This window comes from Streptomyces sp. NPDC107559 (assembly GCF_055657365.1).
Genome location: NZ_JBVKBD010000001.1, coordinates 555,005 through 569,347, shown reverse-complemented (window position 1 = coordinate 569,347; position 14,343 = coordinate 555,005). Strand labels below are relative to the sequence as shown.

The 14,343-nt window shown below is 70.6% G+C and carries 12 protein-coding genes; 2 read left to right on the top strand and 10 right to left on the bottom strand.

The features are described 5' to 3' along the window. Positions 1-73: 73 nt before the first annotated feature. Together ACZ7OY_RS02325 and ACZ7OY_RS02320 are read right to left on the bottom strand one after the other, a co-directional pair. The gene (locus tag ACZ7OY_RS02325) at positions 74-238 is read right to left on the bottom strand and encodes a hypothetical protein (RefSeq protein WP_202919654.1); all 165 of its coding nucleotides are present in this window, start codon (positions 236-238) and stop codon (positions 74-76) included. A 145-nt stretch (positions 239-383) separates the two neighbouring features. After that, entirely contained in the window at positions 384-545 is a 162-nt protein-coding gene (locus tag ACZ7OY_RS02320) for a hypothetical protein (RefSeq protein ID WP_351604286.1), read from the bottom strand. Between the two features lie 149 nt (positions 546-694). Between ACZ7OY_RS02320 and ACZ7OY_RS02315 the strand changes: the two genes are divergently transcribed. Then, the gene (locus ACZ7OY_RS02315) at positions 695-1,822 is read left to right on the top strand and encodes a M48 family metallopeptidase (RefSeq protein ID WP_471909632.1); all 1,128 of its coding nucleotides are present in this window, start codon (positions 695-697) and stop codon (positions 1,820-1,822) included. 17 nt (positions 1,823-1,839) lie between these two features. On the opposite strand, the gene ACZ7OY_RS02310 is transcribed toward ACZ7OY_RS02315, so the two are convergent. From ACZ7OY_RS02310 to proB, 5 genes are all read right to left on the bottom strand, one after another. Next, a complete protein-coding gene (locus ACZ7OY_RS02310) occupies positions 1,840-2,910 on the bottom strand; it encodes an SCO2583 family membrane protein (RefSeq protein WP_471909631.1) in 1,071 nt (356 codons plus the stop codon). 87 nt (positions 2,911-2,997) lie between these two features. Continuing rightward, on the bottom strand, positions 2,998-3,582 hold the full coding sequence (locus ACZ7OY_RS02305; RefSeq protein ID WP_471909630.1) for an SCO2584 family spore wall biosynthesis protein: 585 nt from the start codon (positions 3,580-3,582) through the stop codon (positions 2,998-3,000). Positions 3,583-3,787: 205 nt separating this feature from the next. Then, the gene (locus ACZ7OY_RS02300) at positions 3,788-5,074 is read right to left on the bottom strand and encodes a glutamate-5-semialdehyde dehydrogenase (RefSeq protein ID WP_471909629.1); all 1,287 of its coding nucleotides are present in this window, start codon (positions 5,072-5,074) and stop codon (positions 3,788-3,790) included. 309 nt (positions 5,075-5,383) lie between these two features. Beyond that, entirely contained in the window at positions 5,384-5,869 is a 486-nt protein-coding gene (locus tag ACZ7OY_RS02295; protein WP_471910358.1) for a hypothetical protein, read from the bottom strand. Between the two features lie 137 nt (positions 5,870-6,006). Beyond that, the gene (gene proB, locus ACZ7OY_RS02290; RefSeq protein WP_471910357.1) at positions 6,007-7,113 is read right to left on the bottom strand and encodes a glutamate 5-kinase; all 1,107 of its coding nucleotides are present in this window, start codon (positions 7,111-7,113) and stop codon (positions 6,007-6,009) included. Between the two features lie 234 nt (positions 7,114-7,347). Here proB and ACZ7OY_RS02285 point away from each other — a divergent pair, with 234 nt between their 5' ends. Then, positions 7,348-8,739 (top strand): polysaccharide pyruvyl transferase family protein, encoded by a 1,392-nt coding sequence (locus ACZ7OY_RS02285; protein WP_471909628.1) that lies wholly within the window; start codon positions 7,348-7,350, stop codon positions 8,737-8,739. 66 nt (positions 8,740-8,805) lie between these two features. Here ACZ7OY_RS02285 and ACZ7OY_RS02280 read toward each other — a convergent pair whose 3' ends face one another. The 3 genes from ACZ7OY_RS02280 to ACZ7OY_RS02270 all read right to left on the bottom strand — a co-directional run bounded on the left by ACZ7OY_RS02280 (position 8,806) and on the right by ACZ7OY_RS02270 (position 14,033). Beyond that, on the bottom strand, positions 8,806-10,026 hold the full coding sequence (locus ACZ7OY_RS02280) for a glycosyltransferase family 2 protein (RefSeq protein WP_471909627.1): 1,221 nt from the start codon (positions 10,024-10,026) through the stop codon (positions 8,806-8,808). Positions 10,027-10,252: 226 nt separating this feature from the next. Beyond that, the gene (locus ACZ7OY_RS02275; RefSeq protein ID WP_471909626.1) at positions 10,253-12,361 is read right to left on the bottom strand and encodes a hypothetical protein; all 2,109 of its coding nucleotides are present in this window, start codon (positions 12,359-12,361) and stop codon (positions 10,253-10,255) included. Positions 12,362-12,533: 172 nt separating this feature from the next. After that, the gene (locus tag ACZ7OY_RS02270; protein WP_471909625.1) at positions 12,534-14,033 is read right to left on the bottom strand and encodes a D-ribitol-5-phosphate cytidylyltransferase; all 1,500 of its coding nucleotides are present in this window, start codon (positions 14,031-14,033) and stop codon (positions 12,534-12,536) included. Positions 14,034-14,343 lie beyond the last annotated feature (310 nt).

Genomic DNA, 14,343 nt, shown 5'->3' with positions numbered 1-14,343 from the left:
GACCCTACCGGCCCGGTCCGAGGGCCTTGGCCACGACTTCCCCGGGGCGGCCCAGGGAGGGCCTTCGCCGGATTCAGCGGTCGCGGTTGAAGCGGGTGGTGATCCACAGCAGGAGCAGCAGGATGATGAACGCGCCACCACCCGTGACCAGGGGGTTGAGGCTGTCGTGGTTGCCACCGTGCTCCTCGCCCTCGGCGGCGAGAGTGACCAGCTGGGCTGCGGCGCTGTGGAAGCTCATCTTCAGCAGAACCTATCCGATGGGGGTCCCCCCGCTCGGCCGGGCCGAGAAAGGGAGAGGGCGGGATAAAGACGTCGGCCCATCGTATGCGGGCGCCTCGGCGGCGATCACGCCGACTCCGCCGTTGGGGAACCTTCGAAGACCGTCAGTCGTCTTTCCGCTTGTAGCCCCGCAACAGGAACCACCCGGTCAGTACACAGCCCAGGACCATCACGATCAGGACGATCCGGAGCAGATTGCCCGTCCCTTGCTGCTCGGCCGCGCTCGCGGCCTCGGTGAGCCAGGCGGCTGCGGGGGTGTGCTCCATGGCGTTGGACTCCTTCGCTGTACTGCCCGTACACGGTAACTCCGCCTAGGCTGGGCTCAGCCTCGGGGGGCAGGCAGGAACGACCGGACACGGCGGCGGCGCACCGCGCGCGCCGTCCGCACGGCACTCAGACGCACATGGGGGAAGACATGTCCGACGACGGCCGCCCGCACAACGGGCACGAGCATGCGCCGAGCCGGCAGCGCAGGCGCTTCCAGGGGATCTCCTCCCGGGCGTACGAGCACCCGGCCGACCGTTCCGCCCTGGTGGCGCTGCGCAAGCTCAGCGGTTTCGACACGGTCTTCAAGGCGCTGAGCGGGCTGCTGCCCGAGCGCAGCCTGAGACTGCTGTTCCTGTCCGACTCGGTGCGGGTGTCGGACCAGCAGTTCACCCACCTCAACGACATGCTGCGGGACGCCTGTTACATCCTGGACCTGGAGAAGGTCCCGCCGATGTACGTCACTCAGGATCCGCAGCCGAACGCGATGTGCATCGGCCTGGACGAGCCGATCATCGTCGTCACCACGGGCCTGGTCGAGCTGCTCGACGAGGAGGAGATGCGGGCGGTCGTCGGTCACGAGGTGGGGCACGCGCTGTCCGGCCACGCCGTGTACCGCACGATCCTGCTGTTCCTGACCAGCCTGGCGCTGAAGGTCGCCTGGATCCCGCTGGGCAACCTCGCGATCATGGCGATAGTGACCGCGCTGCGGGAGTGGTTCCGCAAGTCGGAGCTGTCGGCCGACCGGGCGGGTCTGCTGGTGGGCCAGGACCTCCAGGCCTCGATGCGCGGTCTGATGAAGATAGCGGGCGGCAACCACCTGCACGAGATGAACGTGGACGCGTTCCTTCAGCAGGCCGAGGAGTACGACGCGGCCGGCGACCTGCGCGACTCCGTGCTGAAGATCCTGAATGTGCTGCCCCGCACCCACCCCTTCGCCGCGGTGCGCGCGGGCGAGCTGAAGAAGTGGGCGGTGTCCCGCGACTACCAGCGGATCATGGACGGTCACTACCCGCGGCGCTCCGACGACAAGGACACCTCGGTCACGGACTCGTTCCGGGAGTCCGCCGCCAGCTATGCCGGCCATGTCAAAAGCTCCAAGGATCCGCTGATGAAGCTGGTCACGGACATCGCCGGCGGGGCGGGGGATCTCGGCGGCCGGGTGCGGCGAGGCTTCGGCGGGTTCGCCGGCCCGCCGCCGCCGAAGGACCGTCCGTCGTCGGAGGGGCCGGACCCGCAGGAGGGCCCGGCGGACACCCCGCCGCACGACAGGGACTGAGCCCCGGTCCGGCCGGCTCACACCTTCGGCTGGGCGCTCGGGGCCAGGGCCCCGCACAGTGCCGTCGCGTCGCCCGTGGCGTACGGGTCGGTGCCTGCCGGGCCGCCGCTCCTGGCGGTCTGGCCGGCGAGCAGGGGGTGCAGTCGGTTCGCGGAGTCGTCGGAGCAGGACAGCGGGCCGGCCTGGGCGACGGAGCCGACGAGCTGGGCCTGGCGCAGGCGCAGGTCGTCCTGGTCGAACCGGAAGCGCAGCTCGCGCCGGACGGTGAACAAGGAGGCCTCGGCCGTCGACCCGGAGCCGGCCGGCCGCAGCGCGTACACGAAGGTGTGGTCGGCGGTGACCTCCAGGGTCGAGGCGTCGCTCTCGGCGAAGGCCAGCGTGCCCTGCACCCGGATCCTGGAGTCGGCGAGCTCCACCTGGGCGGGGTCGAAGCGGACCAGCCATCCGGTGGGCGCGTGCCGGCCGTCGGCGCTCGGGTGGCCGAAGCTCTGGTCGAACTGGTCGAGTTGGTCCGGGTCGAGCAGCACGCGCACGGGACGGACCTGCTGTCCGGTGAGCACCTCGGGGTAGAGGGCGGAGCGGACGATGTAGTCCTTGGCCGTGGTCAGGGCGGTCATGACCTGGCTCTCGGAGAAGTGCGCGGTGGCCCGGGAGGCGGGCAGGGGTACGCCCTCGGCGCCCAGGCGGAACTGCGCCGCGGGGCTGTGCGCGTACAGGTACTCGGCATCGGCCGTGCCGGGCACCTTGCCCGACGGGGAGAGCGGGATCATGGTCATCCGCAGCGGCTCGGCCGGCTGGAGGGCCCCGGGCGACTGGTAGGGGTTGCGTACGCCCATGTAGATCGCGGTACCGAAGGCGACGGCGATCAGCAGGACCAGGATCAGCGCCTGCCGGGACAGCCCCCGGTGCAGGGGCGGACGCCGACGCACGGCGGGCATGTGGTCGGTCATGCGCTCCTGCGCGGAGTACTCCTGGATGCGAGCAGCGCGGACGAACGACTCGTCGAAGACGACGGATCGGTACTCTTCCTCGCCACTTCCGGGAGCGCCCTCGGGTGTCCCCTCAGGTGGGTCTCCAGGTCCGCCCATACATTCAGGGTAGGTCGCGGGGAGCCCCGGTAAACGCCCTGCTGTACGACAAGTTCTGACAGGTTCTCACCAGGATCGCCGAGTGTGTCACGGAGTGCGCGGGAGCGCGGGGACCGCCGGCCGGGAGTGGTCGGCGGAAGCGGAGGGATCCGCCGCGCTGCCCTGTTCGAGGCCTGTCGAAGCGGGCGACGGCATCTGGTCCCGGTCGCCGGCCGAGGCGCCGCGGTAGACCGCGGTGAAAGCCAGCGCGACCATGCCGATCCCCATCACGAGGGCGAGCATCCAGGCGACGGGGCGATGCCAGCGGACCTGCCTGCCGTACCCCCACAGAGGGCTGTAGCGGCGTTCGTGGGCATCGGGGTCGTCGGGGTCGTCCAGATCGTCGAGGTCCGGATCGTGGCCGGGATCGCCGGGTCCCTCGGGGCCGTACCCGTCGTCGTGGCGTTCGCCTCTGGCGTGGGCGCGGCGGGCCTCGGCCTCGGAGGCCTCCGCTCTCGCCTGGGCGGCTGCCAGGAGGCGTTCCACGGCCGTCGGCTCGTGCACCTCCGCCGCCCGTACGAAGGCCTCGTCGAAGACCACGGAGGCGAACTCTTCGTCCGACACCCCGCGGTCGTGGTCGTCGTCGGGCTCCCAGCCGTCAGGGAACGGCGTGCCCCCCACGTCCTCCGGCACGGATCCAGAGTAGACCTGGGGGGTCATTTTGGGCAGACGGTATGGAAATTCATCCGCCGGCCGAGACGGCTCCGTCATGGCGGCGGGACCGGACGGACGTGCACACCCGTCACATGCGCCCCACCGGTGGCTCCCGTCCCATCGGGAACAACCGATCCGCCGCATCGCAGCCGCCGCAGCCGCCGTAACCGCACGGCGCCCGGTCTCAGCGCCGGATGTGGCCGTCCCCGGTGACGATGTACTTGGTGCTGGTGAGCTCCGGCAGGCCCATCGGCCCGCGGGCGTGCAGCTTCTGCGTGGAGATGCCGATCTCCGCGCCGAAGCCGAACTGGCCGCCGTCCGTGAAGCGCGTCGAGGCGTTCACGGCGACGGTGGTGGAGTCGACCAGCTGGGTGAAGCGGCGGGCGGCCTGCTGCGAGGTGGTGACGATGGCCTCGGTGTGCCCGGAGGTCCACAGCCGGATGTGCTCGACGGCCCGGTCGAGGGAGTCGACGACGGCGGCGGCGATGTCGTACGAGAGGTACTCGGTCTCCCAGTCCTCCGGTGTGGCCTCCACGACGGTCGCCTTGGAGTCCTTGGCGTACGCCAGGACCCGTTCGTCGGCGTGGACGGTGACGCCGGCCTCGGCGAGGGCGTCCAGCGCGCGGGGCAGGAACTCGGCGGCGATGTCCTGGTGAACCAGGAGGGTCTCGGCGGCGTTGCATACGCTGACGCGCTGCGCCTTGGAGTTGATCAGGATGTCGACCGCCATGTCCAGGTCGGCGTGGGCGTCGACGTAGACGTGGCAGTTGCCGGTGCCGGTCTCGATCACCGGGACGGTGGACTCGGCGACGACGGTGCGGATCAGGGAGGCTCCGCCGCGCGGGATGAGGACGTCGACCAGGCCACGGGCGCGCATCAGCTCGCGGACGCTCTCGCGGCTCTCGCCGGGCACGAGCTGTACGGCGTCGGCGGGCAGCCCGGCGCCGCCCACGGCGTCCCGCAGGACGCGCACGAGGGCGGTGTTCGACTCGTAGGCGGAGGCCGAGCCGCGCAGCAGCACGGCGTTGCCGGACTTCAGGCAGAGGGCGGCGGCGTCGACGGTGACGTTCGGGCGGGCCTCGTAGATGATCCCGACGACGCCGAGCGGTACGCGGACCTGGCGCAGGTCGATGCCGTTGGGGAGGGTGGAGCCGCGGACGACCTCACCGACGGGGTCGGGCAGGGCCACGACGTCGCGCACGTCGGAGGCGATGGCCCGCACCCGCTCCGGGGTGAGCGTGAGCCGGTCGATGATCGCCTCGCTGGTGCCGGCCTCGCGGGCCTTGGCGATGTCCTTGGCGTTGGCCTCGACGATTTCCGCCGTACGGACTTCCAGCGCGTCCGCCACGGCGAGCAGCGCGTCGTCCTTCACGGCCCGCGGCAACGGCGCGAGGTCGGCGGCGGCGGCCTTGGCCCGGTAGGCGGCCTGGGTGACCGGTGACATGGAGTCGTACGGCGAAAGCGTGGTCATGGAGGAAGCGTAGTGCGCGGCGAGGGGCGGTCCGGAGCTCATCCCAAACCCCGAGACAACACCCGAAGGGCCCGAAAGGCCCGAAAGACCCCTGCGCGGGGAACGGCACGGAACGGGGAATGCCACGCGAGCGGGCACGCGCCACAGGGGCCCGCCGGAGCAAGGACCCGGCAAGCCCCGGCGGACCGACAGGACCCGGTGAGGGCCAAGCGGTCCGACAGGACCCGGTGAGGGCCAAGCGGTCCGACAGGACCCGGTGAGGGCCAAGCGCTCCGACAGGACCCGGTGGGACGGCGTGACCGGCAGGACCTAGTAGGGGTGCACGCCGACCGGGGTCGCCGGTGGGGGGCCGTAGCCCTCGGCGACGCGCTGGTGGTACGTCTCCCGGTCGATGACCTCCAGGCCGACGATCTCCCAGGGCGGCAGGCCCGCGGTCTGGCGGTGCTCGCCCCACAGGCGCAGGGCGACGGCGGCGGCGTCGTGCAGGTCGCGGGCCTCTTCCCAGTAGCGGATCTCCGCGTGGTCCTGTGCGTACCGGCTGGTCAGCAGGAAGGGGTGGTCGTGCGCCAGCTGTTCCAGGGCCCGCCGGACCTCCGTGATCGGGGACGCGGCGCCGGAGAGGCTGAGGGTGATGTGCCACAGCCGGGGCAGGTCCGCGGGCCTCTCGCCCTCGTACCGGTCGCCGGCCGCGACGCTGGTCAGGGCGCGCTCCTCACCGGGGGCGCGGGAGGAGGCACCGCGGGTGGCACGAGCGCCTTCGGCGCCGCCGCGGGACGCTCCCGCCCCAGGGCGCACTCGTCTCACTACGGCCTCCTTCGCCTCAGCGCACTGCTCCTGCGGATTGTTCCCTGAGTCAAAGTTGAGCAGGCCGGGAGGCTTCGCGTGGCGGTTTCACGGAACGTCCCCCACCGGGAGCGCCCGTTCGACCCGGTTTACGGGTGCAGGATCACCAGGTCGTCCCTGTGTACGATCTCGCGTTCGTACGCGGGGCCCAGTTCGCGCGCCAGCTCGTGGGTGGAGCGGCCGATCAGCCGGGGGATCTCCTTGGCGTCGAAGTTGACCAGTCCGCGGGCCACCGCGCGCCCTGCGCCGTCGCGCAGCTCGACGGGGTCCCCGGCGCTGAACTCGCCCTCCACGGCGGCGATCCCGGCCGGCAGCAGCGACTTGCGCCGCTCGACGACGGCGCGCACGGCCCCCTCGTCGAGGGTCAGGGAGCCCTGCGGGGTGGAGGCGTGCTGGAGCCACAGCAGCCGGTCGGCGGAGCGCTTGCCCGCCGGGTGGAAGTAGGTGCCGGTGTCCCCGCCGGCGAGGGCCTCGGCGGCGTGGACGGTGCTGGTGAGGACCACGGGGATGCCGGCGGCGGCGGCGATCCGGGCCGCCTCGACCTTGGTGACCATGCCGCCGGTGCCGACGCCGGCCTTGCCCGCGCTGCCGATCTCGACGCCCGCCAGGTCGGCGGGGCCGCGCACCTCCGCTATCCGCGAGGTGCCGGGCCTGCCGGGGTCGCCGTCGTACACGCCGTCGATGTCGGACAGCAGCACGAGCAGGTCGGCGTGGACGAGGTGGGCGACGAGGGCGGCGAGGCGGTCGTTGTCGCCGAAGCGGATCTCGTCGGTGGCGACGGTGTCGTTCTCGTTGACGACCGGGAGGGCGCCCATGGCGAGGAGCTTGTCGAGGGTGCGGGAGGCGTTGCGGTGGTGTGCGCGGCGGCTCATGTCGTCTGCGGTCAGCAGGACTTGGCCGACGCGAACGCTGTAACGGGCGAGGGAGGCGGTGTAGCGGGCCATGAGCAGGCCCTGGCCGACGCTCGCGGCGGCCTGCTGGCGGGCCAGGTCCCTGGGGCGGCGGCGCAGGCCCAGCGGGGCGAGGCCGGCGGCGATGGCGCCGGAGGAGACGAGGACGATCTCCCGCTCTCCCCCGCTGCGGCTCTTGGCGAGGACGTCCACGAGCGCGTCGACCCGGTCGGCGTCCAGTCCGCCGGCGGCGGTGGTCAGCGACGAGGAACCCACTTTGACGACGATCCTGCGGGCCTCGCCCACGGCCTGCCTTGCCCCTGCCACCTTGCTCGACGTCCCCTCGCGTAGGTCTGGCGTCCCGCCCGGCAATCTACGCGAAGCGGGCCGGGTGGCGTGCATCGGTCCACCTCCCGGACAGGACGTCCAGTGACCTTCCGCTTACGGATTGCACATGGCAAAGAAGTTGTACAGGTTACGACTGGAAATCAAAGCCTATTTAAATTTAATGTGATCGCCGTGCCACCTACAGTTCACCCCGTGAAGCGCATCCTCCTGAGATCAGGCAAGAGCCCCTTCGACGTCCTCGGCGTCGAGGAGGCCCTCCACCGTGACGTGATCGCCACCAACTCCGGCAACCTGATCTTCAGTGACGCCACCCACAAGATCCTCGAGGTCCCCGGCTCCGAGGTGATCTCGAACGGGATGAAGAGCGACGTCGGGGCGGCCTCACGGATCAACGAGGAGTGCGACGTGTTCGTCGTGCCGCTCGCCAACGCCTTCCGGCCGTCGTTCGAGCTCCCGCTGCAGCGGCTGACCCGGCTGATCAACAAGCTGAAGATCCCGGTCGTCGTCGTCGGCGTCGGCGCACAGACCGGTGTGACGTACGACCCGGCGCGCCTGAAGGCCATGGAGCCCAGCGTCCGCGCCTTCTGTTCGGCGGTCCTGGACCACAGCGCGTCCATCGGCGTGCGCGGCGAGTTCACCGAGAAGTACCTCAACGACATGGGCTTCCGGGACGTCGAGGTGATCGGCTGCCCGTCGATGTTCATGCACGGCGACCGGCTCCCCGTCGAGAAGCGGACGGCGGCGCTGACCGCGGACTCCCGGGTGGCGGTGAACGGCTCGCACACCGCGGTGCGCGGCGGCGGCCTGTCGAAGATCATCGACCGGGCCCACGAGCAGTACCCGAACCTGATGTACATCGGCCAGAACCTCACCGACGCCAAGCAGCTGCACTGGCGGGACGTGAACTCCGCGGCCGGCCGGATCACCGAGATGCCGACCCACCCCGACCACCCGATGTACCGGGAGGGCAAGGCCCGGGTCTACGTCGACCCGGTCACCTGGATCGACGACCTGCGGGGCTTCGACTACTCGTTCGGATCGCGAATCCACGGCAACATCGCGGCACTGCTGGCGGGAACGCCCGCGACCGTGCTGGCCTTCGACTCGCGCACGCTGGAGCTGTGCCGCTACTTCGAGATCCCGCACCGGCTGCTGAGCGAGGCGCCCGCGGACCTCGACCCGGCCCGGCTGTACGAGGAGGCGGACTTCGGCCCGCTGACCGGCAATCACAAGCAGCGCTTCGACCGCTTCACCGCGTTCCTGGACAAGAACGGCCTGGAGAACACCTTCACGCACGGTGACGGCGGCGCGGCCTTCGAGAAGAAGCTGCGGTCGCTGTCGTTCCCGGCGGGCGTGAGCCCGTGGAACGACGCCGACCTGGCCTCCCTGACCAGCCGGTTCGGGTGGTTGCAGCAGCGGATCACCGAACTGGACAGCCACAACACGCAGTTGACGCGGGACCTGGCCAAGGCGCGGTCCGGCGCGAAGGCCGCCGCCAAGGCGGCGCTTCCCTCGCCCTCGATCTACCGGCGTGCGCGCCGGGCGGTCGGACGTCCGCTGCGGCAGGCGCTGAAGTCGAAGTAGCTCCGCGGAGCCGGGAGGGGACGGTGGCGCGCCGCGCGCGTCGCCGACCGCTCCCGGCCGCCCGTCTCACCCCGCCGTGGCGCTTCGCGGAGCCGTCCGCAGCCGGGAGAGCCGGCGCCGCACCTTGCGTACGGCCCGCCGCAGGAACGACTCCGCCGGGCTCTTGCGCCAGCCGGGGTACTCCTTGGCCTCGCGGGGTTCGGCGAGGTAGACGCGGTCGGGCACACCGGCCGCCTTGGAGCGGAAGTGCGGGTAGGCGAGGTAGAGCCGGGTGTTGCCCTTCTTCAGGACGGGGGCGGGCTCCTGCTTGTCCTTGATGAACCGGATGACGTCCATGAGGAGGTCCGGGCGCTGCCGGGCCACCAGGTGCAGCCGCAGCCGCTCGTGGACCCGCAGCCGCTGGGCGACGCCCTCGTTCCAGTGGGCGTCCATCAGGGGCCGGGCCAGTTCCATCTTGGTGCGCCGGGTCTCCTCGTCGTTCCTGAGGAAGACCGGCCCGAACTGCGGCAGCAGGGTGACCAGGAAGGGGCGGACCATCAGCACGTCCCGCTCCGCGCCGGGCGGCAGCATCCGCGCGAGCAGCTCCATCAGCGCCCGCGCCGAGTCGAAGCGCAGCTTGTAGCTCCCGCTCTTGGTCACATGCTTGCCGTCGTCGCGGCCCACCAGGTAGTAGCAGGTGTGGTCGGCGACCACGGAGACACCGTCGGCGCGCAGATACGCCTCCATCGTGAACAGCGCGTCCTCGCCGGTCCACAGGGACTCGTCGAAGCGCATGCCGTGCTGTTCCAGCAGGGCGCGGCGGAACAGCTTCTGCGCGCTGAGCGTGAACTTGATGTTGGAGGAGTAGACGTCGGTCCGCTTGAGCGTCTTGCCGAACATCGACTTGGGCGCGTTGCGGTTGACACCCTCGATCTTGCCGAGGACGACGTCCGTGCCGTTCTCGTCGGCCATGGCGACCATGCGCTCCAGGGCCTCGGGGCCGAGCCGGTCGTCGGCGTCGAGGAAGAAGACGTAGCGTCCGGTGGCCTTGCCGAGGCCGACGTTGCGCGGGCCGCTGGGGCCGCCGGAGTTCTCCTGACGGATCACCGTGACGGGCATGGGAGCGCGGGCGGCGAAGTCCTCCAGGCAGTCACCGGTGCCGTCGGTGGAGCCGTCGTCGACCGCGATGACCTCCATACGGGACGGGCCGATGCTCTGCGCCTCGACCGAGGCCAGGCACTCGACCAGGTACGGCATGGCCTCGTACGCCCCGATGATCACACTCACATCAGGCTGCGCCACGGACACGTTTCCCCCTCATCACGAGAACTTTCCCTCGATTCAGCCGACCGGCTACCTGATAGACGGGCGGTTTCGGCAAGCGGTTGTCTCGCCACTTCGCATCCGTGATCCACATCACAGAACTACCGTCGAGAAATCAGGTTATACCTGGACGGTAAGAGCATCGGTAAAAAACGGCGCGGCCCCCGGAGAGTCTCCGGGGGCCGCGCCGTTGCCGGTGCGGGGGGGGCCGTCAGCCGGCCGCCGCCACGCCGTCCGTCTCGCCGGCCGTCGCGACCCGCTGTCCGGGTACGGTCCTCGCCGGCACCGCCTGGTCGAGCGCCGCGTGCGAGTGCTGGCCGGCGTTGCGGGCCTCGGCCTTCAGCGCGAGGTCGGCCACCGCGGTGTTGAACTGCTCGATGGACGTCGGCTCGTCCGGTCCGAGCAGATAGCGCTTGAGCTCCCTGCGCTCCCCGGCCAGCGGGTCGGCGGCCGGGTCGCGCACGGCGTCCAGCAGCTCGCCGAGCCGGTCCGCGTCGTTGGCGAGGATCACCGCGGCGCGCACCGCGGTGTTCTGCCGCTTGAACTCCTCCACGCCCAGCCCGGCGGAGTCCGTCACCGCGTACGGCTTGCCGCTGGCGATGAAGTCGGAGACCACGCTGGAGATGTCGGAGACCATCGCGTCGGAGACGTTGAAGCAGTCGTACAGGCGCGGCTCGGTGCCCGTGACGACCCGGTGCTCGGCGGGGCCGAAGGAACGCCAGTAGGCGTCGTTCCACTCGGCGCGCAGCCGGGCGACCTCCTCGTGCTTCCTGAGGTCGACCAGGCCGTCGCGGGCGACCTCCGCCTCGTCGCCCCGCTCGCTGCCGGGTCCGGTCAGCTCGGCGAGCCGGGCGGCGGTGCGGGCCAGCTCGGCCTTCGCCTCGGCCCGGGCGGCCGCGTCGCCCGCGAACCGCGGGTCGGCGGCACGGTCGGCGGCCGCCTTCTCGACCAGTGCGGTGATGCGCCGGTGCGCGGCGCCGGCCTTGGCGCTGCGGGTGCCGGTGAAGGGGTGCGGCTTGTACAGGACCCGGACCGGGGGGTCGGCCGCGACGAGCTTCTTCACGATGTTCTCGCCGGCCAGCAGGATCGAGGTGTTGCCGGGGTTGTCGTCCCAGCCCTCCCAGGTCGGGGCGTACAGGACGGTCGGGACGCGGCCGGCGGCCGGGGCGCCCTCGGCGGTGCGGATCGGGGCCAGCTGCGGGCGCCCGACCTCGACGATGTCGTCGTCGCGGACACCGACGTCGGCGATGGCGTAGCGGTCGCGGCCCGCGCGGCCCGCGGTCCACACCTCGTCGTAGACCTTGCTGAACGGGTTCACGCTGGCGAGCTTGTCGCTGTCGCCGTGTCCGATGAAGACGTGCTTCATGGTGGGGACGCGCAGCATGTGGATGTTCTTGCCGACGTTCGCCGCGTAGAGGGTGACGCGCACGGTCGACAGGTCCAGGTTCATCAGGTGCACCCCTCCGGGCACGCAGATGACGGGGACCGTCGTGGGCAGCAGCTTCTCCATGACGACGTTCTCGCGCAGGAGGATCAGCGGCCGGGTGTCCAGCTGCTCCATCGCCTCCAGCCACATGTTGACCTGGTAGGCGGAGTCCTTGGAGCCGGAGAAGTACAGCACCGTCTCCGGGCGGTACTCGCGCAGCCAGGCGCTCACCGCGCCCAGCACCTTGTCGGCCTTCGGCGGGATCCGCTTGGCGCGCAGGCGGGGCAGGAGCGCGAGGACGTAGAGGGCGCCCAGGACCAGCGTGACACCGATGCCGACGGCGCCGGGCAGGGTCCGGCCGGTGGCCGCGGAGACCAGCAGGCCGGCGACGGCCGCGAGGTCGAGGTGGAGCATCTTCTCGGCGGCGCGGTTGATCAGGCGGCGCGGCGGCGCGTCCGGGATGCGGATGCGGGAGACCAGGTCGACGTTGCGGGTGTCGACCGGCATCCGGCGGCGGTTCTCGATCAGGGTGGCCAGCACGCCGTGCGGGGCCTGGAGCCCGTAGAAGGCGATGAAGCAGGCGATGGCGCCGTAGAAGACCAGGTCTTCCCCGAGGTCCAGGCGGGCGAGCAGCAGGACCAGGAGCAGCTCGCGGACCAGGAAGCGGGTCGACAGACCGGCCCGTACCTTGCTCAGGCGGTTGACGAGGTAGCTGTCCTTGCGGTGCAGATAGTGGTCCGCCAGGTAGGTCACCGCGGCCGTGGCCGCGAAGGCGGGGACGCTCGGGACGAGCGCGGCCAGCATGAGGCAGGGGAAGCCCAGCATCATGAGGGCCGCCGCGGCCAGCTCGGCCACGCTGCCCACGCGGGCGACGCGAATAGCTGTGGATATCACGGAGAAACCTGCTCTGGGAGGGTGCTGGTTGTCTGGGCGAAATCAAAGTCCGGAATGCGCCGGAAAATCACCTTGTGAAGACTGTGTAATCCTTAAGGACTCAGGCCTCTGCGAATGCCGGGTGAACTGGCAACCACAGAGGCCTGAATGGCTGAAGGCTAATTGCCGCTAATTATGCCACGCCGTCCTGGCGGTCCAGGACACTGGCCAGCGCCTGCTCGAAGCCGGAGGCCTTGCCGGCCGGCGCCGTCGGGTCCTGCTGGCGGACATCGATCACATGTCCGGTCAGCTCGGACAGCAGCACGTCGAGCGAGGTGCGGGCCACCGCCTCGGAGGAGAGCAGGCTGCCCGCGGGCTCCTGGCCGAAGGCCTTGGTGCGCATCGGGGTGGCGGTGCGCTCCGGGTTGACGCAGTTGACGCGGATGCTGTCGCCGGCCCACTCGTCGGCCAGGGCCTGGGTGAGGTTCACCATGGCGGCCTTGGTGGAGGAGTACAGGCTGTACTCGGCGCGGCCGCGGGTGTAACTGCTGGAGGTGTACAGCAGCAACTGGCCCTTGGTCTCGGCGAGGTACTTGTACGCGGAACGGGCGATCTGCACCGGCGCCAGGTAGTTGACCTTCAGCGCCTCCTCGATGGTGGCGTTGTCGGTCTCGGCCAGCTTGCCGATGCGCAGCACGCCCGCGGTGTTGACGACGTAGTCGATGCGCCCGGTCTCGGCGTACGCCTTGGACAGCGCGTCGTCGACCTCCTCCGGGTTCTCCACGTGGGTGCCGGTGGTGGAGCGGCCCAGCGCGTACACGTGCGCGCCGTAGGCCTCGGCGAGTTCGGCGATGTCCTTGCCGATGCCGTAGGAGCCGCCGAAGATGACGACCGTGCGGCCGGTGAGGAGCTCGCGGTAGGCGGCCTCGTCCTTCTGCTCCGGGGCGGCGGTGGAGCCGAGCTGGAACAGCTTGTCGGCGATGAAGACGTCGACGGGCTGCGTCACCTTCATGTTGTACTCGTCACCCGCGACCACGTGGATCGGCACGTCGGGCAGGTACTTGAGCACGACGGAGCAGTCGTCGGTGGCCTGGAAGTTGGGGTCGCCGGCCGCGATCTCGTAGGCCCGGCGGATGGTGGACAGCTTGAAGGCCTGCGGCGTCTGGCCGCGGCGCAGCCGGGAGCGGTCCGGGATCTCGGTGATGAACTCGCCGTCCTCGCCGTGCGTGCGCGTGACGATGATGGTGTCCGCGGACGGGATGGCGACGTCGACGGCCTGGTAGCGCTCCAGCGCCGCCACGCAGTCGTCGATGACACGCTGCGACAGCAGCGGACGCACGGCATCGTGGAAGAGGACGTTGGCGTCCTCGCCCTCGGCCAGGCCCTCGCCGAGGGCGGCGATGGCGCGCTCGGTGGTCTCGTTCCGCGTCGCGCCGCCCTCGATGATCCTGGAGACCTTCTTGAGACCGGCCTTGGCGACGATCTTCTCCACGTCCGGCACATAGCCGGGCGCCATCAGCACGATGACGTCGTCGATGGAGTCGGCTTCCTCGAAAGTGGTCAGGGTGTGCTCGATGACTGCCTTGCCGGCGATCTTCAGCAGCTGCTTGGGGATCGACAGACCCACCCGCTGACCGGTGCCACCGGCCAGGATCACTGCGGTGGTACGGGGCTTGGCTATGTGCTGGAACACAGGTGACCTACCTTGGGGCGACAGGGAACCTGGAAAGGGTCCCACTTCTGGTTACCGCTGTGCAAGGTGAGAGACCTCCACCGCATATGTGCGCGCAACCTGTCATTCATCTTGCACCGATGGTGATAGCCGGGTCACGGCAAGACCTTCCACGCTTCCTCACGGACATTTGCTGTGAGTAACTCCACAGGGAGCCGAAGCCACCCGAGAGCGACGGGCGAGCAGGGCCAGGCGCCGCCGCCGCTACGAGGGGCAGTGGTGTCCGTGTACCCGCGCGGGCGCCTTCGACGACGTCCGGTGCACGGCCGCC

What these genes read in the sequence shown, in the direction of transcription:
- ACZ7OY_RS02325 (WP_202919654.1), bottom strand. Translation starts at nt 238, where the DNA reads ATGAGCTTCCACAGCGCCGCAGCCCAGCTGGTCACTCTCGCCGCCGAG.
- ACZ7OY_RS02320 (WP_351604286.1), bottom strand. Translation starts at nt 545, where the DNA reads ATGGAGCACACCCCCGCAGCCGCCTGGCTCACCGAGGCCGCGAGCGCG.
- ACZ7OY_RS02315 (WP_471909632.1), top strand. Translation starts at nt 695, where the DNA reads ATGTCCGACGACGGCCGCCCGCACAACGGGCACGAGCATGCGCCGAGC.
- ACZ7OY_RS02310 (WP_471909631.1), bottom strand. Translation starts at nt 2,910, where the DNA reads ATGGGCGGACCTGGAGACCCACCTGAGGGGACACCCGAGGGCGCTCCC.
- ACZ7OY_RS02300 (WP_471909629.1), bottom strand. Translation starts at nt 5,074, where the DNA reads ATGACCACGCTTTCGCCGTACGACTCCATGTCACCGGTCACCCAGGCC.